This is a genomic window from Hymenobacter siberiensis (genome assembly GCF_018967845.1).
GTDB lineage: Bacteria > Bacteroidota > Bacteroidia > Cytophagales > Hymenobacteraceae > Hymenobacter > Hymenobacter siberiensis.
The window spans coordinates 4,480,699-4,502,770 of sequence record NZ_JAHLZZ010000001.1; the positions used below are offsets into that span (position 1 = coordinate 4,480,699).

At 62.0% G+C, this 22,072-nt stretch carries 24 protein-coding genes; 6 read left to right on the forward strand and 18 right to left on the reverse strand.

Annotation, left to right across the window (positions count from 1 at the left end; genetic code table 11):
- Positions 1–13 precede the first annotated feature (13 nt).
- The 5 genes from KQ661_RS19630 to KQ661_RS19650 all read left to right on the forward strand — a co-directional run bounded on the left by KQ661_RS19630 (position 14) and on the right by KQ661_RS19650 (position 5,153).
- On the forward strand, positions 14–532 hold the full coding sequence (locus tag KQ661_RS19630) for an ABC transporter ATP-binding protein (protein WP_216727819.1): 519 nt from the start codon (positions 14–16) through the stop codon (positions 530–532).
- Positions 533–645: 113 nt separating this feature from the next.
- Entirely contained in the window at positions 646–1,104 is a 459-nt protein-coding gene (locus tag KQ661_RS19635) for a hypothetical protein (RefSeq protein ID WP_216727820.1), read from the forward strand.
- Positions 1,105–1,241: 137 nt separating this feature from the next.
- Complete coding sequence (locus KQ661_RS19640) at positions 1,242–1,766, forward strand: hypothetical protein (RefSeq protein ID WP_216727821.1); 525 nt, start codon at positions 1,242–1,244, stop codon at positions 1,764–1,766.
- Positions 1,767–2,106: 340 nt separating this feature from the next.
- Complete coding sequence (locus tag KQ661_RS19645) at positions 2,107–4,716, forward strand: PAS domain-containing sensor histidine kinase (RefSeq protein WP_216727822.1); 2,610 nt, start codon at positions 2,107–2,109, stop codon at positions 4,714–4,716.
- A 32-nt stretch (positions 4,717–4,748) separates the two neighbouring features.
- Positions 4,749–5,153, forward strand: coding sequence for a response regulator (locus tag KQ661_RS19650; protein ID WP_216690129.1), 405 nt, complete (start codon positions 4,749–4,751; stop codon positions 5,151–5,153).
- Between the two features lie 116 nt (positions 5,154–5,269).
- On the opposite strand, the gene KQ661_RS19655 is transcribed toward KQ661_RS19650, so the two are convergent.
- The 18 genes from KQ661_RS19655 to KQ661_RS19740 all read right to left on the reverse strand — a co-directional run bounded on the left by KQ661_RS19655 (position 5,270) and on the right by KQ661_RS19740 (position 20,304).
- Positions 5,270–6,379 (reverse strand): porin, encoded by a 1,110-nt coding sequence (locus KQ661_RS19655; RefSeq protein WP_216690130.1) that lies wholly within the window; start codon positions 6,377–6,379, stop codon positions 5,270–5,272.
- 23 nt (positions 6,380–6,402) lie between these two features.
- Positions 6,403–6,966, reverse strand: coding sequence for a potassium-transporting ATPase subunit C (locus KQ661_RS19660; protein WP_216690131.1), 564 nt, complete (start codon positions 6,964–6,966; stop codon positions 6,403–6,405).
- A gap of 408 nt (positions 6,967–7,374) precedes the next feature.
- The gene (locus KQ661_RS19665) at positions 7,375–8,505 is read right to left on the reverse strand and encodes a TlpA disulfide reductase family protein (protein ID WP_216727823.1); all 1,131 of its coding nucleotides are present in this window, start codon (positions 8,503–8,505) and stop codon (positions 7,375–7,377) included.
- Positions 8,506–8,707: 202 nt separating this feature from the next.
- Entirely contained in the window at positions 8,708–10,060 is a 1,353-nt protein-coding gene (locus KQ661_RS19670) for a sigma-54-dependent transcriptional regulator (protein WP_216690133.1), read from the reverse strand.
- 85 nt (positions 10,061–10,145) lie between these two features.
- Complete coding sequence (locus KQ661_RS19675) at positions 10,146–10,523, reverse strand: cupin domain-containing protein (RefSeq protein ID WP_216727824.1); 378 nt, start codon at positions 10,521–10,523, stop codon at positions 10,146–10,148.
- 22 nt (positions 10,524–10,545) lie between these two features.
- The gene (locus tag KQ661_RS19680) at positions 10,546–11,154 is read right to left on the reverse strand and encodes a hypothetical protein (RefSeq protein WP_216727825.1); all 609 of its coding nucleotides are present in this window, start codon (positions 11,152–11,154) and stop codon (positions 10,546–10,548) included.
- A 184-nt stretch (positions 11,155–11,338) separates the two neighbouring features.
- Entirely contained in the window at positions 11,339–11,632 is a 294-nt protein-coding gene (locus KQ661_RS19685; protein WP_216727826.1) for a hypothetical protein, read from the reverse strand.
- 332 nt (positions 11,633–11,964) lie between these two features.
- Positions 11,965–12,657 (reverse strand): OmpH family outer membrane protein, encoded by a 693-nt coding sequence (locus KQ661_RS19690; RefSeq protein ID WP_216690137.1) that lies wholly within the window; start codon positions 12,655–12,657, stop codon positions 11,965–11,967.
- 306 nt (positions 12,658–12,963) lie between these two features.
- Positions 12,964–13,923, reverse strand: coding sequence for a succinylglutamate desuccinylase/aspartoacylase family protein (locus KQ661_RS19695; RefSeq protein WP_216690138.1), 960 nt, complete (start codon positions 13,921–13,923; stop codon positions 12,964–12,966).
- 261 nt (positions 13,924–14,184) lie between these two features.
- Positions 14,185–15,138 carry a 30S ribosomal protein S6--L-glutamate ligase gene (rimK, locus tag KQ661_RS19700; RefSeq protein ID WP_216690139.1) on the reverse strand — a complete coding sequence of 318 codons (954 nt, stop codon included), beginning with the start codon at positions 15,136–15,138 and terminating at the stop codon, positions 14,185–14,187.
- Positions 15,139–15,207: 69 nt separating this feature from the next.
- Complete coding sequence (locus KQ661_RS19705; RefSeq protein ID WP_216690140.1) at positions 15,208–15,684, reverse strand: ATP-dependent zinc protease family protein; 477 nt, start codon at positions 15,682–15,684, stop codon at positions 15,208–15,210.
- Positions 15,681–15,845 carry a 2TM domain-containing protein gene (locus tag KQ661_RS19710; RefSeq protein ID WP_216690141.1) on the reverse strand — a complete coding sequence of 55 codons (165 nt, stop codon included), beginning with the start codon at positions 15,843–15,845 and terminating at the stop codon, positions 15,681–15,683. Before KQ661_RS19710 ends, KQ661_RS19705 begins: the two co-directional genes overlap by 4 nt.
- 297 nt (positions 15,846–16,142) lie before the next feature.
- Positions 16,143–16,910 (reverse strand): hypothetical protein, encoded by a 768-nt coding sequence (locus tag KQ661_RS19715; protein ID WP_216727827.1) that lies wholly within the window; start codon positions 16,908–16,910, stop codon positions 16,143–16,145.
- 54 nt (positions 16,911–16,964) lie between these two features.
- On the reverse strand, positions 16,965–17,846 hold the full coding sequence (locus KQ661_RS19720; RefSeq protein ID WP_216690143.1) for a 4-hydroxy-3-methylbut-2-enyl diphosphate reductase: 882 nt from the start codon (positions 17,844–17,846) through the stop codon (positions 16,965–16,967).
- Positions 17,847–18,054: 208 nt separating this feature from the next.
- Entirely contained in the window at positions 18,055–18,747 is a 693-nt protein-coding gene (cmk, locus tag KQ661_RS19725) for a (d)CMP kinase (protein WP_216690144.1), read from the reverse strand.
- A gap of 31 nt (positions 18,748–18,778) precedes the next feature.
- Complete coding sequence (locus KQ661_RS19730) at positions 18,779–19,183, reverse strand: hypothetical protein (protein WP_216690145.1); 405 nt, start codon at positions 19,181–19,183, stop codon at positions 18,779–18,781.
- Between the two features lie 32 nt (positions 19,184–19,215).
- Complete coding sequence (locus KQ661_RS19735; RefSeq protein ID WP_216690146.1) at positions 19,216–20,052, reverse strand: hypothetical protein; 837 nt, start codon at positions 20,050–20,052, stop codon at positions 19,216–19,218.
- 102 nt (positions 20,053–20,154) lie between these two features.
- On the reverse strand, positions 20,155–20,304 hold the full coding sequence (locus KQ661_RS19740; protein WP_168673697.1) for a hypothetical protein: 150 nt from the start codon (positions 20,302–20,304) through the stop codon (positions 20,155–20,157).
- An 87-nt stretch (positions 20,305–20,391) separates the two neighbouring features.
- On the opposite strand from KQ661_RS19740, the gene ade reads away from it, so the two are divergent.
- On the forward strand, positions 20,392–22,047 hold the full coding sequence (gene ade, locus KQ661_RS19745; protein ID WP_216727828.1) for an adenine deaminase: 1,656 nt from the start codon (positions 20,392–20,394) through the stop codon (positions 22,045–22,047).
- Positions 22,048–22,072: the final 25 nt, after the last annotated feature.

Sequence of the window (22,072 nt, forward strand, 5' to 3'; positions counted from 1 at the left end):
TTTCCGCTGATGCATGCTGCAACTCACGAATTTTAGCAAGTCCTACCGCGGGCGGGCGGTACTGCGCATCAATTCGTTTGCCTTCGCCTCCGGCACCTCCTGGGTTCAGGGGGCCAATGGCTCGGGCAAGAGTACCCTGCTCAGCGCCATTGCCGGCATCACGCCGTTTGAGGGCGATATTTTGCTGGCGGGGAAATTGAGCGTTAAAAAACAAGCGGTGGCCTACCGCCGCCTCGTCAATTTTGCCGAAGCCGAGCCCGTATTTCCCGAATTCCTGACCGGCCGCAAGCTGATTGACCTGTTCCGAACGGCCAAGAACGGCCCACCCCACCAGGAGGACTTCTACCTGGAAGGCCTGCACATGACGGCCTACGTGCACGAACCGGTCGGCTCCTATTCGAGTGGCATGCTCAAGAAGCTGTCGCTGGTACTCGCTTTTCTTGGCCAGCCCACCTGCATCGTGCTCGACGAGCCGCTGACCACCCTGGACGCGGCGGCTATTCCGGTGCTGTGCGCGTGGATGGCCCACTAGCACGCCCAGCAGGGCACCAGCTTCCTGCTCTCCTACCACCAAGCCTTTGCGGCGGGGGCGCTGCCAGCCATGCAGCAGCTGCTCATCGAACACACCACCCTGCGTCACGCCAGATGAACAGGCCCCTGACGCGCGTCTTGCTCAACGTCGTGGCCCGTGGCTTTTATCGGGAGCATACGGGCTGGCTGATTGTGCTGTTCCTGGGGGTGTTCGTTAACTTTTTCTGGACCCAGGTGCCCAATCAGAACCACCTCACGGAGGCGCAGATTCTTGCGAACGGCTTTCGGCTGGTCATCCTCTCGGTGAGCGAGCCCATTGGCGTGGCCGCGCTGCTCGGCGGCGGCTTTCTCTACAGTCTCAAGAGCTGGCATTACGTGGCGGGCCGCTTGAAAAGCCCCGATGTGCAATTTATGGCCTACAGCAGCAACGCCTTGCCGGGGCGAGAACAGGTCATGTCGTGGGCCGTAGTACAGGGAGTTATCCTGTTGCCGGTGGTGGTTTTGTACCTCTACGCCATGGTTATCGGGTTCTTTTTTCACCACTGGCAGGTACCCGCGCTTCTGCCCGCGTAACTGCTGCTGCTCGCCCTGGCCGGCGCGTACTACTGTACTACTACACGCGCCTGCTCAGCAGCACGGTGGGGAAGCCGGACAAACGAGCGGGCCTGACGTAGGCGCACCACTAGCCCAAACCGTTATTCAGCCTGTTCTTGTACGAAATCATCGCCACCAAGCGGATAACTTATCTGCTGACCAAGCTGGCATCAGCAGCGAGTATTGCGTTGCTGCTTCTAGCTTTTTCAGACGCCCGCGCCGATGTTCGGCTCGCGGGTATGATAGCGCTGTGCTGTGCGTTCGGGCACGTCATCCTGGTCTTTCAAGCCGGTGTATTCGAATTGTTTTACCTTCCCTTCGTGCACAACCTGCCGTACGGCCGGGGACGAGCCTATGGCCGACAGGTGCTGTTGTACGGCGTGCTGCTGCTCCCCGAGCTCGCGTGGCTGCTGACGGCAAACGGGTTCCGCGCCGGCCTAACAGCGGCCGCTTTGCTGCTGAGCGTAACCCTGCTGCTACGCGCCTTGCTCTACCGGACGGGCCAGCACATGACCTTTTACCTGCGCATCGTAGTTGGCCTGTTTCTTTTCCTGCTCCTGGCCAACTTATTTGCGTTGACCGGTTTGCTGGCCATTGGCAATGCCCTGGCGGCCGGGATATTGCTATTCAGCTACCGTTGACTACCAGCCGCCCCCGGATAGAGGGCAGTGGTCAGAAGCCGGGTGGTGCGATGAATTGGCCAGCGGGCTTCGTCGTATCACTAATTGGTATTGCACATGGCAGCGGCCGGAAAGCGTTTAGTGGTACGACGACCAAAAAGTCGTCGTACCGCCCGACTTTAGACCACCGCCGGAATGAACGAAGCGGCAAAACGGCTTCGGCGGCGCGGGCGCACCAGCGGAGCATCACGGTCGCCCACTCCCCGGCCGCAACCGCCTCGCACTGGTAAAATGGAGCCGGGCGGGCCATTCGGCCCCAATCGCAGTACCTTGTTCGGGCAATTAGCTACGTATGGTTTTCATGCCTGATTCTTCCCGCCCTCCACTACCGGCCGACCTTCTCTCTTCGCAGGACCTGTTGCAAGTGGTGCTCAGCACTTCCCAAAACGGCATTATGCTGCTGCGCCCCTTGTATGATGCCGCCGGCACCACCATTGTGGACCTGGCCTGGGCGTACCTCAACCCCGCCGCCCGGCAAATGCTGAGCCTGCCCGAGCACCCCACCGAGTCCTTCCTCACGCTGTTTCCGACGGCGGTGGCGGCAGGTGTATTCGGCTTCTACCGCGACGCATTTTTGAGCGGCCAGGAGGCGCGCCGCCAGAACAACTACCAGCACGACGGCCTCAATGGCTACTACCTGCTGGTGGCCCAGCGCCAGGGCGAGGTATTGGTGGTGAACTTCACCGACACCAACGACCAGACCCGCTCGGCCATCGTAGAAGAGCTACGCATCAGCCAGGCCCGCGAGCTGGAGGCCCGCGCCGAAACCGAGCAGCAGCGCCAGCAGCTGGAGCAGATGCTGCACGACGCCCCGGCCATGATTTGCGTGTTCGACGGGCCGCAGCACACCTTTCAGTTCGTGAACCCGGCCTACCAGGCGCTGGTGGGCAACCGGCCCCTCGTAGGGCTGTCCGTTGCCGTGGCCATGCCCGAGCTGGAGGACCAGCCCATTTTCGACCTGCTGGATAGTGTGTACCAGACCGGCGAAACCTTCCGGGCCTCGGAGATGCTGGTGCAGCTCGACCACGACAACGAAGGCCGCCGGGAGCTGGAAAAATGCTACTACAACTTCATCTACCAGGCCCGGCACGACCAGCGGGGGGCCATCACCGGCATTTTTGTGTTTGCCTACGACGTGACGCCGCAGGTGCTGGCCCGCCAGGAAGTGCAGAACCTGAACGAAGAGCTGGCGGCCATCAACGAGGAAATGGCCACTACCAACGAGGAGCTGCGGGCCAGCAACGACGAGTTTATAGCGACCAATACGGCCCTGGCCCACTCGGAGCAGGCCCTTTGCAGCCTCAACCAGGAGCTGGAAAGCCGCGTGGTGGCCCGCACCCAAGAAAGCCAGACGGCCCGGGACGAGACCGAGCGCCAGCGCATTCGGTTCCAGCGCGTGTTCGAGCAGGCACCGGTTGCCATCTGCGTGTTTCACGGGCCCGACTATGTGCTGGAAATCGTGAACCCACCCATGGCCCGCATGCTGGGCCGAGCACAGAGCCAGCTGGTGGGCCTACCATTTTTTGAGGCGGTGCCGGAAATGCAGGCACAGGGCCTGCGGGTCCTACTCGATGAGGTGCGCCGCACGGGCGTAGCCTTTGTGGCGCAGGAGCAGCCCATTCGCCTGGCCCACCACAAAGCCGACGAGGTGGGATACTTCAATTTTGTGTACCAGCCGCTGCACAACGAGCAGGGTCAGCCCACCGGCATTACCTGCATCGCCACCGAGGTAACCGAACAGGTGCTGGCCCGCCAGACCACCGAAGCCGCCACCCAGCGCCCGCGCCTGCTCACCGATGCCCTACCCGTGCTCATCTCCTATGTTGACCGCGACGAGCTTTATCAGTTCGTGAATCAGTCGTATCGCCGCTGGTTCGGCCGCGACCCCGAAACCATGATGGGCAAGTCGGTGCTGGAGATAATCGGCCCCGCGGCCTACGCCCCCGTGCAGGACTACATTGCGCGGGCGCTGGCCGGCGAGCACCTGGAGTTCGAGGCCCGCATGCCCCACCGCGAGGGCTTTGTGCGGCACACCCGCACCGACTACATTCCCGATGTGCACCACGGCGAAGTACGGGGCTTTTATGCCCTCGTCACCGACATTACTGAGCAGGTGGACGCCCGCCAGCACGTGCAGGAGCTGAATGAGGAGCTGGCCGCCATCAACGAAGAAATGCTGGCCGCCAACGAGGAGCTGCGCGACACCAACGACCGGCTCAACCACACCAACGTGGACCTGGACACGTTCGTTTACACCGCCTCGCACGACCTCAAAGCCCCCATTGCCAACATCGAAGGCCTGCTGCTGGCCCTGGCCGAGCAGCTGCCCGCCACCGTGCGCCACGCCCCCGACGTGACCCACCTGCTGGACATGATGAGTGGCTCGGTCACCCGTTTTCAGCGCACCCTCGGCCACCTCACCGATGTGAGCAAGCTGCAGCAGGCCCACGCCGAGCCCGCCGAAGCCGTGGACCTGGCCGCCCTGGCCGAAACCGTGCGCCTCGACCTGGAACCGGCCCTGGCCGCCGCCGGCGGCCACCTCAACCTGGATGTGGCCGACTGCCCCACCGTGCGCTTTTCGCCCAAAAACCTGCGCAGCATCCTGTATAACCTGCTCAGCAACGCCATTAAGTACCAGGTGCCGGGCCGGGCCCCGCAGGTGCTGCTGTGCGCCACGCGCCGCCAGGGCCAGGTGCAGCTGGAAGTGCACGACAACGGCCTGGGCCTGACCGAAGCCGAGCAGACCAAGCTGTTTGTGATGTTCCGGCGCCTGCACACCCACGTCGAGGGCACCGGCGTGGGCCTGTACATGGTCAAGCGCATGGTAGAAAACGCGGGTGGCAGCATCCGGGTGCAGAGCGAGCCGGGCGTAGGCTCCACCTTCACCGTAGTGCTGCCCGACCGCGCCTGAACCTAACCCCCGGCCGCTACGTAGGGGTGGCTATGCCTAAGCTAAGCAGTGTGCTGTTGGTCGATGACGACCCGACCAATAATTTTCTGAATGAACGGCTGCTCAAGCGGCTGGCTGTGACGGAACACATTTTAGTGGCCGAAAACGGGCGGGAAGCCCTGGCTGTAATCCAGCAGGCCAGCACCGCGTCCCAGCCCAGCTACCCGGCCCTTATTCTGCTCGATATTCAGATGCCCGTTATGAATGGCATTGAGTTTTTGCAGGCCTACCAGCAATTGCCGCTGCCCCAGCGGCGCGACACCACCGTGGTGGTCCTCACCACTTCCATGGACCTGCGCGACCTCACCTGCCTTGAAGCTCTGCCCGCCGCCGGCCACATCACCAAGCCCCTCACCCTGGAAAAGCTCGATGCCGTGCTCCAGCAGCACTTTCAATAGCCAATCAGCCCCCCAGAAAGCTGTTTGAGGCAGCCCTGATAAGCCGCCACCGGCAATCCTGTCCAATCCCGTCATGGCATCCACGTTCGAGTGGCTGGCCGTTGGCCTATCACCGCTTAAAACGACAGCGCGATGCTCGTCGTCACGTTGCCATAGCTGCGGTTATCGGGGTTATCCACGCGAGAAAATACGCCGCTCGCCCCGTTCAAATATCGGCCTTCGACGCGGCATAGCACGTTGCTGGCGGGCGCGTAGTCGAGGTTGAGCGAGCCGCCGACCACCCGGAAATCGGCATCGAAAGCGGTGGGCGAAATGCTGTTGATGATGACGCCGCGCTCGGCGTAGTAGTACTCGCCGCGCAGCGTGGTGGAAAACTTTTCGGCCAGCTTATACTTCACGAAAGCCGAGGCTGTGTGCCAGGTATCGTACTTCTCCTGGCTGGCGCTCTGCTGCTTGCCCACGTCGAACACCAGCGCCAGGTTCACGCGCTCGGTGGCGGCGTAGGTGATGTAAAAATCGTGGAAATAGCGGCGGCGGATGCCCAGGCCGGTGGGCTGCTCGTTGCCGTAGAACGTGCTGCTGTTGATGAGCACCTTGTCCGACGGCTTCCACTGCAGCTGGGTGCCGAGGGCCTTGGCCTGGTTGGTTTCGCGGATGTTCTGCCAGCCGTTCAGCACCAGCCCGGTGAGGGTGAGCTTGGGGCCGACTTCGTAGGTGAAGCGGGCACCGGTTTCGAAATAAGGCGAGTTTTCGGCGTTCAGCGAGCGGGTGAGCGTCCAATTGTCCTTCGACAGGGCCGATTCGAAACCCAGGTGTGAGTTGAAAATTCCGAAGTCCAGCCACGCCTTGGCAAACGGCCGGAAACCCGCGTACGCCTCGTAGATATGCTGGAACACCAGGTCTTCCTTCGAGTAGTTGGCCGCCGGATACGAACCCGTGTGCAGGCCCACCGTGCCGCGCACCGTGCCATCGTTGTAGCGAACCCCAACCAACGCCTGGTTCACCGTGAACTCGTTCTGGCGGTTGTGCGAGAAAATAAAGGAGGGCCGGCTATTGCCATTGGCATAGTCAAAATCATAGCCGTAGTAGCCATCCACGAAGCCATAGTAGCTGAGCGGCGAGGGTGTGGCAGTGGCGACAGCAGGCGGCGGTGTCGTTTCGGGAGTAGTTTGGGCGGTGGCAGCCAGCGGTAGCGCAGCCAGCAACAGAGAGATAGAAAGCTTCATCAACAAATTTTACAAGAAATAAATTACCGGGCGGCCAGCGAGTCCAGCGCCAGATTTAGTTGCCATACGTTCACTTTGGCCGGACCGAAGAACGCCAGCAGCGGTTTTTCGACGTGGCGCGCCACCAGCGCCCTCACCTGGGCCTCGGGCAGCCCGCGTACCCGCGCCACCCGCGCCACCTGCACCAGCGCCCCGGCTGGCAAGAGGTGCGGGCCGCGCCCCGCGCCGCTGGTTGTGAGCAGCGCGGCAGGTACCTGGCCGGTGAGCGCCGTGGGGCGCTGCTGCGCGAAAGCGGTGAGGCGACTGTGCACCGTTTTCAGGCATGCCGGATTCGAAGAGCCTTTATTAGAGCCGCTGGAGGCATCGACCTGGTAGTCGGCTGCCGAGGGCCGCGAGTTGAAATACCCGGGCGCATCAAACTTCTGGCCCCCGTTGGCAAAGCCCGCCACGGGGCTATTGCGGCTGATTTGGACGCCGGCGCCGGGCGCAGCCTGCGCCACGGCCGCTACAAAGGCCGGGCATAGGATGCAGCACAGTACCAGCAGAGCGATGGGAAGGCGGAAGGCGGAATTGAGCTGGGTTTTCATGATTGAGGAGCTAAATGGTGGTTGGTGGCGCGCGTCTGCGGCGCGTGCCACCAACCACCCCCGATACAGGGTACCATCACCCCACCTGGCCCATAAACTCGCTGCTTCCGCCGCAACAGCGCCAGCAGCCGCCGAAGCCGGCGACGTACAGAATCGCGATGAAGAAAAGGCGAGCTATACTGGGTGTGATTGATGGGGCTGTCCGAGTCTTTACCAAACCGGGTCCGAATTTCCTTATAGCTGATTATTCTGATGCAACAATCTGAAATACAGATAACAAACTTCCATCAATGCAATTTATTGATTTTCTCAAACGCCAAAAACCGGGTCATTCTGACCCGGTGCGGCGGTCAGAATAACCCGGTTTCTACATTTCAGCAGCGGCCTAAGTATCTGCCGCAGGTGGTGCTACTTTATCAATTTTGCCAGGGTAGCGCTTAGTTCAGCGCCGTGCAGGTTTACGGCCACGATTTTGCCGTCGGGGCCCACCAGAAAGTTCTGCGGAATAGCCCGCACGCCGTAGCGCTGGGCAGCTGCATTCTGCCAGCCCTTCAGGTCCGATACCTGTGTCCAAGCAAGCTGGTCATCCCGAATAGCTTTCAGCCATTTGGCCCGTCCATTTTCATCATCTAGCGATACGCCCAGGATGTCGAAGTTACGACCTTTGTACTCGTTGTAGACCTTCGTTACGGCGGGGTTTTCGGCGCGGCAGGGCTTGCACCAACTGGCCCAGAAATCGACCAGCACATACTTGCCGCGGTAGTCGGCCAGGCTCACCGTTTTGCCATCGGATGTGGTCTGGCTGAAGATGGGCGCGGGCTGGCCAATTGCGGTTTCCTTCAGGCTCTGCACCATTGCCCCATATTCGCGGCCCTGGGGAGTGTTTTTCAGTTCCGGAGTCAGCGCGGCGTACACCGGGCCCACGGTTGCATACTGCGGCACGTCCAGCATACGCATTCCCAGCAGCGCATCCAAGCTGGCCCAAGAACCGGGGTTGGCCTTGATGAAGACGTAATTTATCTGCACGATTTCCTTGTTGAAGCCATCAAATTGCGCCTGCATCCGCTCTCGAAATTCCGGAGCCTGACGCTGAGACTCGGTTGCCTTCTGCGCCTCGGCTCCAACAACTTGCATACGGGCGATAATCGGTTTCATAGAAGCATCCAGGCGCAGATAATCGGCCATAGCCGGCCCACCTGTAATGGTAGCGTGGGCCAGCGAGTCGGGGCTGGTCACGGTTACGGTGCCGGGCTCCAGGAATATGCGCGTGCGGTCACCCATTGGCCCAAACAGACTGACCAACCGCCCTTCGCGTCGAAATACCAGGTCGGCCGTGGTGGGTGCATCGGCGGTACCTTTCAACTCAAAAACGCCATTTTTCAGCGTCGCCGAGTCGGCAATGCTCATGCCGCGCACCAGGTAAAGCTTGGCCGGGGCACTCAGGTTGCCGAGCTTGCCTTTGACGGTATAAGCAAACGGCGTTTGGGCCTGGGCCAGGCACGGCAGGGCCAGCAGCAAGGCGAGTAGGTACTTTTGCATACGAGTGGGAAGTTGGTTGTGGAAAGATTTACAGGAACTTAACCGGCCCAATATAACCAGTCCTGCGGTGCCTTTCACAACGTTGGACTGCCGGCAAAAAGTATGTGCAAAGGGCGCAAAATTCCGAGCGCGCCAACAGCAGTAAAACCCAGAACAGTCATGCTGCGGGCAGGGCTCAGCATGACTGTCTCCATATCCTTGCCTACAACCCGTACTCCTGAATCTTGCGGTACAGCGTTTTGGTGCCGATGCCGAGTTGGCGGGCGGCTTCCATCTTGTTGCCACCGGTGTCGAGCAGCACCTGCCGAATCTGGCGTTTTTCCTGGGTGCGCAGGGTGCGGTCGGTGGCCTCGTCGAGGCCGGGGGCGGGCGGCAAGTGGTGAAACTCGGGCGGCAGGTCGTCCACGGTCAGGGTGTCGCCATCGGCGAGGATGGCAGCGCGTTCGAGCACGTTTTTCAGCTCGCGCACATTGCCGCGCCAGTCGTGGGCACGCAGCTGGGCCAGCACCTCCGGCTCGAGGCCGCGCAGGCGGCGACGCAGCTTGGCGGCGAAAAACTGCAGGAAGTAGTTGGCCAGCTCGGGCACGTCGTCACGCCGCTCATTCAGGCCGGGCACAGGCACCGTGAACACGGCCAGGCGGTAGTAGAGGTCGGGGCGGAAGTGGCCGGCTTCAGCTTCGGCGCGCAGGTTGCGGTTGGTGGCAGCCACAATGCGCACGTCCACGCTGGTGGGCCGGGTGTCGCCCAGCTTGGTAAACTGCCGCGTTTCCAGCACCCGCAGAAACTTGGCCTGCACATTCAGCTCCAGCTCCCCTATCTCATCCAGAAAAATAGTGCCGCCGCTGGCTTCTTCCAGCAAACCCTTTTTATCGGCCAGCGCCCCCGTAAAGGCCCCTTTCTTGTAGCCAAAAAGCTCCGATTCGAGCAAATCGCGCGGAAAGGCCGAGCAGTTCACGGCCACAAACGGCTTGTTGCGGCGCGGGCTGGCCTGGTGCAGGGCTTGGGCAAACAGCTCCTTGCCCGCGCCGGTGGGGCCTTCCAGCAGCACGGTGCTGTCGGTGGGCGCGGCACGCTGGGCCAGGCGCTTGGCCTGCTCCAGCGCGGCCGAGTGCCCAATCATCGACTCGAAACTATACTGAGTGCCGACCTGCTTCTCCAAATCGGCCACGCGGCGCTGGAGACGCGCTTTTTCGGCGGCGCGGTCGACTACCACGAGGAGCTGGTCGTCGGAATCGCCCTTGGTGAGGTAGTCGAACGCGCCTTCCTTCATGGCCCGCACGCCGTCGGGAATGGTGCCGTAGGCCGTCATCAGCACCACTTCGGCCAGCGGGGCGAGGGCCTTGTAGCGGGGCAGCAGGTCGAGGCCGCGGCCGTCGGGCAGCTTCACGTCGCTGAGCACTACCAGTACCTCATTGGCCAGCTCTCGCAGGGCTTCGAGGCCGCGCATGGCATCGGGGGCCTGGCGCACGGTATAGCCTTCCAGCTCCAGGGTGCGGGCCACGGCCTGGCGCAGCATGGCTTCGTCGTCGATGAGCAAAATGGTGCCGGTGGGCATGTGGGCGGGGCAATAAAGGGTGGGTGCAAACGCCCGTCAAAGCTACGCCGGCTGCTCTTTGCGCCTTCCCACTGCGGCGGGGCCGCTAGTGCCGGCTGGCCAGGCCCATGCGCTCCACGGTTTCGCCTTCGAAGTCGAACTCAATCAGAATGGCCGGCTCGTCGCCCACCACCCAGCCGTCGTGGCCCGGCGCAATGGCCACCGCCTGCGGGGCCACAAACACTTCCATCGCGCCGTCGGCATACTGAATATTTATCTGGCCGCTGGCCAAAAAGCCAACGTGCGCATGCATGCACAGCGGTGTGCCCACGATGTCCTTCAGGTTTTTTGACCACCGGAAGCCCACCGGGTACACAATGCGCTTGACGCGGGCATTGCCGGTGGGCACTACATCAATGTGCACACCGCCGACTTCGCGGTGCGTAGCGCCCTTCATCGGGCCGAGGAGAGAGGACGTTTCCATGCCCTAACCTACGCATTTTCAGTTATTTTTTCGTCATGGCGGCAGCTACTACTTTGGTGTTGGCCGGCAGCGGTACTTCGCGGGAAGTTTCAAATTTGCCGCCTTCGGGGGCAGTTTCCTCCACGCGGCGCTGCACCACGCGCAGGCGGCGGCCATCAACGTGCAGCACGGCCAAATCGGAGCTGGTGCCGGTGGCCGCCGAGTAGCTGCGGAAACCCATGAGCATGCCGGGCGGGAAGTTGGCGGCTTTGGCCTTGGCGGCGTCCACTACATCGGGCTTGCCCACAAATTTGCCCAGGTCGATATCCATGGGCGCGCTGCCCTGCACCACGAGGTGGGCGCTGGTGCGCGGGTGGGCGGGGTCGTCGGCATCGGGGGCGGGCTGAAAGCGGAACGACGCTTTCAGCGTTTCAACTTCCTTGAGGGCGGGTATGACGGTTTCGGGCGCGGCGGCCGTGCCATCGGCGGCGGGAGCAGCGGCAACCGCCGTGATGGAGTCGGCTTTGCCGGCGGCGGCAGGCGTGGCGGCGGCTTCGGGGGGCGGGACCATGGGCGCGGAAGTGACGGGGGCCGTCTGGTTGCAGCCGGCCAGCAGCAGGGCCGCGCTCAGGGTCAGAATCGAGGATTTCATGGGTAACGGGATGACATCAGTTCGGGCTGTAAGATTAAGCATAATTGCTGAACCCCGACTTTTTCAGCGCTCGGCGCAGTTTAACGGGGCAACGGCTCCAGGTTTGGATAAGGACAAACAAAAAGCCCGGCCGCGTTTCCGCAGCCGGGCTTTTCAGGAATTGATTTTATGACCAAAATGCCGCTTACCAGCGACGGCCCCGGCCCCGGTAGCCATAGTTCGGGCGCGGCGCGTAGTACACCGGCCGGGGAGCATAGTACACCGGGCGCGGCGCGTAATAAGGCGCGGGGGCGATGATAACCGGAGCCGGCGCATATACTACGGGTGGGCGGGGCGGATAGTACCGGGGACCATAATAAGCCCGGGGCGGGCCATAATAGCCGCCCCCGATACGCACCGAAACCTGGGCACTGGCCACCTGGCTACCAAGCAGCAGCAGGAACAGGCCCAAAGCAAAAACTACTGATTTAGTCCGCATAAGAATTCGCACCGAAGCGCGCTGATTAATGATGGAAGGACGACAACTGGATTTTAGACGCAAATGCCGCCACAAGGTTTAATGCGTTGGCTAGGGCAGTTGGATGCGGTAGGTCGCATCGACCGCGCCACCGAACAGGCCGTAGCCGGGGCGCACGTAACCGCTGATGATGAACCGATTATTTTGTTGCGCGTGAATGGAAGTGCACTTCCCGGCAATGCCAGGAGCTGCTTTGGTACTGCGGGTATTTACAAAAAATCAGGAGCAAAAAAGACCGTCATGCCTCGAATACGCTCGGCATGACGGTCTTCATATTCCAAAGGACTGCGCTCTTACTTTTTCCGATAGCCGGCATTTAGGTAAGCCAGCACGGGCGTGGTGATGTCGAGGTTTTTCTCGCCGTAGGCGATGGTGCCGCTGGGCGCGGCAATGAGAATCAGCTTGTAGCCGTGGGCTTTGCCGTAGGCTTCCACCTTCTTATTCACGCTTTCGAGCACGGTTTGGGTGAGCTTGGCTTCTTCCTGCTGCGCCTGCTGCTGCAGCATCTGCTGCTGCTGACCCACCTGCTGCTGCTGCTCCTGCAGCTTCTGCTCGGTAGCGGCGCGCTGCTCGGCGGTGAGGCTGGCCGCCTGCTTCTGGTAGGCTTCCACGTTGGCTTTGAAGCCGGCCAGCATGGTCTGGTTCTGCTTTTCCCAGCCACGGGCCTTGCCCTCGAAGGCTTTGCGCGCATCCTTCATGCCCTGGTAGCCGTCCAGCATTTTGCCCGACTCCACGTAGGCCAGCTTGCCCGAGAAATCGCCGGTGTTGTCCTGCACGGGGGCGGCGGCCACGGCGGGCGCGGCAGCATCGGCGGGCGAAGTGGCGGTGGCGGTATCGGCGGCGGGCTCGGGGGTGGCCATCACGGCCATGCTGCTGTCGGTAGCGAGAGCGGGTGCAACGGGCGTGTGGTTGAAATGCAGGAAGTACAAACCGGCCACGGCCAGCGCCAGCATAATGTTAATGGTAAGCTGAAGAGGGTTTTTCATTGAAAACGAATGATGAGGAATGAACAAAAGTAAGGGTAGACCGCGAGAAGGTGGAGAGCAAGGCAGAACGTGATGCCGCGCGCCGCGCAGCATCACCCGTATGCTGGCCGCAGTTTGGTGCGCAGCGCGTAACTACTGGCCTCTTCGTAATGCGAGTTTGCAACTCGCTGCCGCGAAGAGGCAATCCAACGGCCATCATCAATGCCCAATTACAATGGCCATTCTGCGGCCGTGAGTCACAGACTCACCTTACCATCGGCCTGCAGTTACGCGCTGCGCGCTAAACTGCGGCCAGCACCCGCCCCACTACGCCGGTACGGCCAGGTGCAGCAGGGCATCGCCCTGGTTCACCACGGGCATGTAGTTCAGGCCAATCACGTAGCCGCTCAGGGGCGACTCCAGCCGCACCGACTGCGCACCATAGGGGTCGGCCACGGAGCCATAAATCTGGCCCTTCTCAATAAACTGCCCGTTCTCGACGTGCGCCCGGAATAGGCCCGCAAACCGGGCCCGCAGCCACGTATGCCGCCGGCAAATAATGCCCGGCCGGGCTGGCGCAGGCGCTTCTGGCCCCATACCCAGGTGGTGCAGCACCCGCAGCGTGCCCGCCACGGCCTCCTCAATGCCGGGCTCATCGAGCCGCAGGCTCTCGCCGGTTTCGTACACGATAATGCGCTTGCCCAGCTCCTGCGCCGCCTCGCGCAATGACCCGCCCCGCAGCCCCGCATGCAGCGTGAAGGGCGCGCCAAACGCGGCCGCCATGGCATCCACCTCGGGGTCGATACCCAGCAGGGCGCGCACCTGCGGGAAGTTGGACCGCGCCGCCCCGCCCGTGTGAAAATCGATGCCGTAGTCAATCAGCGGCATGATTTCGCGCATGAAGCGGTGGGCCACCCGCCCGGCCAGCGACCCCCGCGGAAACCCGGGAAACGAGCGGTTCACGTCCTTGCCATCGGGTACGTCGCGGCTGAAATTAAGAAAGCCGTAAATATTGAGAATGGGAATGGCGATGACCGTACCCCGCAGCGGCGCCAGCAGCTCGCGCCGCACCAGCCGCCGGATGGTCTCAATGCCGTTCACCTCATCGCCGTGCATGCCGCCCATGAGCAGCAGCGTGGGGCCGGGTTCCTGGGCGCGCAGCACATGCACCGGCACGTCAATCACCGTGCCCGAGGGCAGCTTCGAAATAACCAGCCGCGTGAGCACCCGCTCGCCGGGCTGAATGGTGAGACCGTTGAGGTGAATGGCAGCGGAGGTAGCAGGCATAGGCTTGGTTGAACGATAAACGCCCCTCCTTACCAAGGAGGGGATGTTCGCGCTTCAGCGCAAACGGGGATGGTGCCACGGGAGGGTGGGCGTTGAACGGGTTGGCCGCAAAGCCAGAACGATGCCAGAACGCCCCATTTCCGAGGCAGCGCCCGCCAGCCGCGAGTTGTTCAACGGCCACCCTCTGGTGGCACCATCCCAATTTTCGCTACGCGAAATTGTCCCCTCCTTGGTAAGGAGAGCAATAAAACCTCCCCGCTCCTACTTGCCCGCCGGCACGTCCGACTGCGCATCTACGGCCCGAACGGAGTCTTTTTTGGGTTTGGGCTTCTCTCTTTTTCTGGCGGCGAGGTCGGCCGTGTATTCGATGATGCGGCCGGCGATATCCTGCCCGGTGGCTTTTTCAATGCCCTCCAGGCCCGGCGAAGAGTTCACTTCGAGTACCAGCGGGCCGCGCTTGCTTTGCAGCATATCGACGCCGGCAATGCCCAGGCCGAGGGCTTTGGTAGCCAGCAGGGCGGCGGCTTTTTCGGCGCGGGTGAGCTTGACAAGGATACCCGAGCCACCACGGTGCAGGTTCGAGCGGAACTCACCCTCCTTGCCCTGGCGCTTCATGGCTCCCACCACTTCGCCATCCACCACGAAGGCGCGCAGGTCGGCCCCCTTGCTTTCCGCAATAAACTCCTGCACGATGATGCGGGCCTTGAGGTTGTGAAACGCCTCAATTACCGACTGCGCGGCTTTGGCCGACTCGGCCAGCACCACGCCCAGGCCCTGGGTGCCTTCGAGGAGCTTGATGATGACCGGCGCGCCACCCACCTGCTCAATCATGGCCGGCACGTCGGCCGAGAAGTTGGTGAAGGCGGTTTTGGGCATGCCCACGCCGGCGCGGCTCAGGATTTGCATCGAGCGCAGCTTGTCGCGCGAGCGCACAATGGCTTGGCTGTCAATGGCCGTACGCACCTTCATCATCTCAAACTGCCGCACTACGGCCGTGCCGTAGAACGTGACCGAGGCCCCAATGCGCGGAATAATGGCATCGAAGCCCTCCAGCAGCACGCCCTGGTACAGGATGCCGGGCTTCCCCTTTTCCAGCACAATGTTGCACTGCAGGTGGTCGATGACCACGGCTTCGTGGCCCTGCGCAAGGGCAGCCTCCACCAGCCGCTGGGTGGAGTAGGATTTGGGCTCACGCGAGAGAATGGCCAGTTTCATCGTGGAGTTGTAAAGGAGGTGGAGAAGCGGGGCAATGGAATGGGGTGGAGTACCGCGCCACAAAACTAGTCAGGGGCGGGTGCGCCGGGCAGTGGCACGGGCCAGGAACTTGCAGGAAAGGTTGCGCCGGGCTACGTCAACCACAAACCGGCCCTGCCGCAACAGGCTGCGCCCCAGCAATACGGGGTATTTCATGTCGGAGCGGTCGGAAAGCGAAAAATCGGCTTCAAACGCTTTGCCGTAGAGCTGCACCACCGCCCGAATTACGTAGCGCTCCTGCACCTCGCCATTACTGGAGCGAATGTCGCGCAGGGCAAACTCGGTGAAGGTGAGCGGGCAGCCATCGGCCCCCACATGGCCGGGGTCGAGGAGGTTCACCACCAGCACGGGCGGCTGCCCGGCCGGAGTTTCAATGTGAATATTGGTACAGTGAATGGCGCTGGTGTACGCGCCGGTGTCCACCTTGGCCTCCACGCCCACGAGGGCGAAGGCCGGAAAATCAACCAGCTCGCGGCGGCCGAGGGTGCGCTTGACGGGACGATTCATGCGGTGAAAAGGGGCAGGCGGAATGGGTGAGTCGGCCTCGTGCTGGCCCAGATAACCCACAGTATCGCGTTCACGAACAAAAACGACAGCAGGTGCGATTGGAATTTGGCGCGGACTTTGGCCTTTTGCCACAGGTAGGGGTCGCGTTGCAGGGTTTCCATGAGCTTGGGGATGAGGTTGGTTGGAATTGATGATTAAATATAGCCGGTTGGCTTTCCCACCCGCAAGCGGCAGTTGCCGAACGGTCGGAAAAGGCTTCCCAAGCGTCGAAAGCGAGGGTTGGGCCGCGCGCCATGATGCCCGCATCAGTACCAAATGCTGCTGCTGCTGCGTAAAGTATCTATCGCAGCCGTGCGGGTTTCATTACACCCCACTCCCTTTAGGCCCGCTTCTCCCCTTTCCGCCCGCCTGCAGCTCGTGCAGGGCAGCATTACCTGCCAGCCGGTGGCGGGGGGGCGCTATCTAGCCGCTGGTCGGGTGCGATATTCGTTGTAGCCCTGCACTATTTTCACCATGTCGCGGTAGTGCAGCTGGCCGGCATTGAGGGCCGATAGCAGCTCAGGGTCATCGTGAAAATAGGCCGTCATCTGGGCCACGAAATCGCCCCGGCCCACCTTCACCAGCTCCTCGCCGGGGCGGCGCAAAAACCACTGGCGGTCGGGAAAGCCACTCAAGCCTGGGGCACTTAAGCCCGCGGTGCCCATGACCGTGGCCCCAGCCACGCCAGCCACCGGGGCCAAGAGGGGCTGCGACATTTCAGTGTAATTGAAGAGCTCAACCGGACCATTCACCAAGCGCGTAGCGATGAGGTGCTTGCGCTTACCATTCAACACCATGTGCTCCTGATACAGCCCGTTGACTTTAATGGACTGCACCTTGTCAACGTCAATGCTGAACGGTTCGCGGCCAAACCGTTTCAGGTCCTCTTCATGCCGATGAAAGGGCAGGTATTTACTGAAACCCATCAGGTTCACCGGAATCCAGACGAAGTGCGTCTTGCCATCGGGACCCAGAGTTTCGGCCCTGCCAAAGCCCCGAATGGTTTTGTCGAGGTAACTGGTGCCCACAGCTGCCGCCAGCGAATCGTCGGCCACCAGCGGGGCAGTCACCATTGGCGCGGCCGAGGCAGTGGAAACGGCAATAGCAGGCGGGGCTTGCTGAGCGCAGCAGACACGGCCGGTAGCGACCAGTCCCAGCATAGTAATTCGCAATAAAGATGCTTTCATTGGTAAAAGGAAAGGGTTTTTACCGAAGTTAAGCGCCCGGGCGCGCTCAGGGAGCTACGCTGGCTCGCCCACGCCTTCCACGCGCTCGGCCACCTGCTTCATCAGCCACAGCGGGGTGCTGGTGGCCCCGCAAATGCCCACGGACTGCGCGCCGGCCAGCCATTCCTCGTCTATTTCGGTTTCGTTCTCGATGAAATAGCTGCGCGGGTTCACCACATTCACCACCGAGAACAGGGCCTTGCCATTGGAGCTTTTGCGGCCGCTCACGAAAAGCACCACGTCGTATTCGGCCGCAAATTTGGCCAGGGCGGGCTCGCGGTTGCTCACCTGCCGGCAGATGCTGTCGTTGGCATCGAAGCTATCGAGCGTGCCGCCGACGGCCTGAATGCGGGCTTCCATCAGGGCCTTCATCTTATAGAAGCCGGCCGTACTTTTGGTGGTCTGGCTGAAGAGGGTAACGGGGCGGGCAAAGTCAATCTGGTCGAGGTCGGCCTCGTTCATCACGATGATAGCGCGGTTGCCGGTCTGGCCCGTGAGGCCGGCCACTTCGGCGTGGCCGGGCTGGCCATATATCACAATCTGGCCGTCCTGGCGCTGGCTCAGGTCGAAGGCGTGCTTCACGCGGTTTTGCAGCTTGAGCACCACCGGGCAGCTGGCGTCAATCAGCTCCAGGTTGTTTTGCAGGGCCAACTGGTAGGTTTCGGGCGGCTCGCCGTGGGCCCGGATGAGCACCTTGCAGTCGTGCAGCTGGGCCAGCTGCTCGCGGTCGATGATGCGCAGGCCATGCTGGTGCAGGCGCTCCACTTCCATACGGTTGTGTACGATATCGCCGAGGCAATAAAGCGTTTTTTCGTGTGCCAGCTCATCTTCAGCCATCTGAATGGCGAATTCAACGCCAAAGCAATAGCCGGAATTTTTATCAATCGTAACCTTCATGCTGTGCCTTTAACATCACTGCGGCGGCGAGGAGTTCACCGGGGACAAAGGTACGGCAAGGCGGCGGGGTATGGCATTGGGAGCAGTCGGCCCGTCATGCAGAGCGCAGCGCAGCATCTTGCCCGCAGATAAGCATATCATTTACTATTGCGGGCAAGATGCTGCGCTCTGCATGACCACCTTTTCCGTCTTTCCCTCTAAGCCTCCCCTAGTCCCAGCCCGCCATGAACAGAGCCGATGACACCCTATCGAGCACAAAATCAACCTGCTCCGCAATGGTGATGTGCGTGGTATCGAGCAGCACAGCATCGGCGGCGCGGCGCAGCGGGCTTTCGGCGCGGGTCGAGTCGAGGTAGTCGCGCTTGCGCAGGTTCTCGATGATGTCTTCCAGGGGCACCTGTTCGCCTGTTGCGGCCAGCTCGTCCTGGCGGCGGCGGGCGCGCAGCTCCACGTCGGCAGTCATGAAGATTTTCACTTCCGCATCGGGAAATACGGTAGTGCCGATGTCGCGGCCGTCCATCACGACGCCGCGCTTGCGGCCCATTTGCTGCTGCTGGGCCACCATGGCGTGCCGCACCATCGGGATGACCGACACTTCGCTCACAGAGTTAGAAATCCGCATCTGGCGAATGTCGTCCTCGCAATTCACGCCGTTTAGGAACAGCTCGTTGCGGCCCGTGTGGCGGTGGCGGCGGAAGGTGATGCTGATTTCGCGCAAAACCTGCTCGATGCGGGCCATGTCGTCGAAGCTGATGCCCTGCTCCAGCAGGTGCAGCGTAACGGCGCGATACATCGCCCCCGTATCGACGTAGGCGTAGTGTAGCAGCGACGCTACGGCTTTGGCTGTGGTGCTTTTGCCACAGGAGGAGTAACCATCAATGGCGATAACGAGTTGTTTCATAACGACGCGGGCGGCCATTGGCCCCGCAAGATTACGAAATCCAAGCCTTACGAGCAGCAGGTGGGCTCTTCAACCGCTGTGGAATGGAGGCAAAAAAGGCCGCTACGGAGGCGCTTTCTCCCTCATTCAGTTGCGCATCGACTAAATAAAAGGGATTAAAAAAAAATCGACCGCCCAGCCCCACGCCGGTCGTGCGGTCCTTGCCGGTGCCCCATTCGCCCCGATAGACCTCTACCAGGCACTGCCCCAGGAAGCAGCCCAGCGCCATTACCACGCCCGGCCGCTCGGCCGGCCCCAAAATGCCCCGCTGCGCCCGGATAAAATTATCCAGGTGGGCCACGCCTTCGGCATCGAAGGCCTTTAACTTCAATTGCTGCCGCACCTGCTCGGCGGCGGCCGTTATGGAATCGAGGGGAGTTGGCGTGGGCTTAGACATAAAACAAAGTAAACCAGAAACCACCGCCCGGGTTATTTGCGGGCCTGTAGCAGGGCCTCGCGGCGGTTCGCGGCGTAAGTGGCCAGCAGTTGCGGGGCCTCAAAGCGTGAATCCATTTCGCCGGCGCGCAGGCGGGCGCAGAGGATGGGGTCGTCGGCCAGCAGCCCGAGCATCAGGCGGCGGTAGGCACCGGCTTTGGCGGGCAATTCAAACGTCCGGGCGGCCTGGCGCAGCAAGATGGTCTGGCTGGTGCGCGGATACACAAACAGGTCCATTATAATCCCGAAGAAAGAATTCTTAACGGCCTCATCCTGCCTGGCTAGGTAGTCGATGGGCGGTGTGGCCCCGGGCGTGGGCACGGCCGGGCCATTCAACGGGGCAGGCTGACGGTACGGGCGCTGGTCCTCTGGCGTGAAGGCCTGATACTTCAGCACCTCGTACCGGTCGTCGCGGTACTGGCGCTGGGCAAAGCTGGCCGGCACCAGCCGGTGGCCTTTGCGCTGTACGAAGGCCGGTACGGTCACAAACGTGTCGCCGCGCACCACATAGGCGCTCACCTCGCCGGGCCAGAATACTGCATAATCGGTCAGGTTATCGGGGCGCAGGCGCACACGGTCGGGCAGGTCAGGACCGAATATTTCGGCCGGATGCCAACTACCATCGGGCAGGCGGTAGGTGCCGGGATAGCCACTGGCAGCGTAGCGTGGTGCAGACGCGAGGGGGTAGTCGGCCGGGCGGGTGGCCGAGGGTGTGGTGGGCCCGATAGTAGCCGCCGGGCGCGGGTTGCGCAACGGTATCTGGGCAGGGCTGATGAAGCTCAACAGTAAAAGAATCAGCAGCAGCCCGCCGGAAAGGAAGGTATTTCGCATAATGGGTAGAGCCAAGCGAGTTGTAAAAGGTTGCTTAAAGCCTATCCGAATAGGGCGTCATGCTTCGCTCCGCTCTGCATGACGCCCTATTCGGATAGCCTCTTAGTGCCCACACGGGCACGGCACCGATTTACCACCGCTGTGGTGCTTGTACCAGGAGGTTTTTTTCTGTTGGGCCGTGCGGCGGGCACAGCCGCCCTGGGCCAGCAGCAGCGGCAGCACGAGCAGCAAAAGGGCAAGATTCTTTTTCACCGGAAGCGGTTTTTTGTCAAATATAAGGTTCTTTGCCGACGCAAAACCGGCAACAGGTCGGTTTGCCATTCGCTCCAGCCCCACCTTATGACTGTAGATTTCTCGCTCACGGCCAACGTCGTCGACATCTTCGCCCGTTCCATCCAGCCCGCCATTATTCAGATTGAAGGCGGCCGCATCGCCGCCATCGCGCCCATTGCCGAGGCTGAGGCCGACCCTACCCTGCCCTACGTGCTGCCCGGTTTTGTCGATGCCCATGTGCACGTCGAAAGCTCGCTGCTGGTGCCTACCGAGTTTGCCCGCTTGGCCGTGGCGCACGGCACGGTAGCCACCGTGAGCGACCCGCACGAAATCGGCAACGTGCTGGGCGTGGCTGGGGTGGAGTTCATGCTCGAAAACGCGGCGCACTCGCCCTTTAAATTCTGCTTCGGTGCGCCCAGCTGCGTGCCAGCCACGCCGTTTGAGACGGCCGGGGCCGAAATCACGGTGGCCGACATCAAAAAGCTGTTCGAAAACCCCAAAATCGGCTATCTGGCCGAGATGATGAACTGGCCCGGCGTGCTGCACCGCGACGCCGACGTGATGGCCAAAATTGCCCTGGCCCACGCCGCCGGCCGCCCCGTGGACGGCCACGCCCCCGGCCTGCGCGGCGATGATGCCGCCCACTACGCCAGCGCCGGCATCAGCACCGACCACGAGTGCTTCACCGCCGCCGAGGCGCTCGACAAGCTGGCCGTGGGCATGAAAATCCTCATCCGCGAGGGGTCAGCGGCCCGCAACTTCGATGCCCTCATCGAGCTCATGCCTGAGCACTACCACCACCTCATGTTCTGCTCCGACGACAAGCACCCCGATACGCTGGTGCTGGGCCACATCAACCAGCTGGTGCAGCGCGCCGTGGCCCTCGGCAACGACGTGTTCAATGTGCTACGCGTGGCCTGCATCAACCCCGTGAAGCACTACCACCTGCCCGTGGGCCTGCTGGGCGAAGGCGACCCGGCCGACTTCATCGTGGTGAAAGACCTGCGCGATTTCGAAGTGCTGCAAACCTACCTGGATGGACAGCTGGTGGCCGAAAATGGCCAGTCGCTGCTACCCGCCGCGCCCATTGCCGTGGTCAATAACTTCCACGCCCAGCCCGTGACGGCGGCCGATTTCCAGCTGCCCACCACCAAGGAATCGGCCACGCTCCGCGTCATCGAGTGCTTCGATGGCCAGCTCATCACGGCCCGCGTCGATTTGCCGGCCACCATCGAGAAGGGCCTCGTGGTGCCCGATGTGGCTGCCGACGTACTCAAGCTGGCCGTCATCAACCGCTACCAGCCGCACGTAACGCCGGCCGTGGCCTTCATTCAGGGCTTTGGGCTGAAGCACGGCGCGCTGGCCAGCAGCGTGGGCCACGACTCGCACAACATCACGGCCGTGGGCTGCGACGACGAAAGCCTGGCCCGCGCCGTGAACCTGGTGATTCAGGCCAAAGGCGGCCTGGCCGCCGTAGGCGCCGATGGCCAGGAAATTCTGGTGCCGCTGCCGGTAGCCGGCCTCATGTCGGACCAAAGCGGCACGGCCGTGGCGGAGGCTTATGCCGCTGTTGATGCCTTGTCCAAGCAAATGGGCTCGCCGCTGGGCGCGCCATTTATGACGCTCTCGTTCATGGCGCTGCTCGTTATCCCAAGCCTGAAACTGAGCGACAAGGGGCTGTTCGACGGCCAGCAATTCACGTTCGTTGATGCGGTGGAATAAATTTAGCGCGATTTCTGCGTAGGGT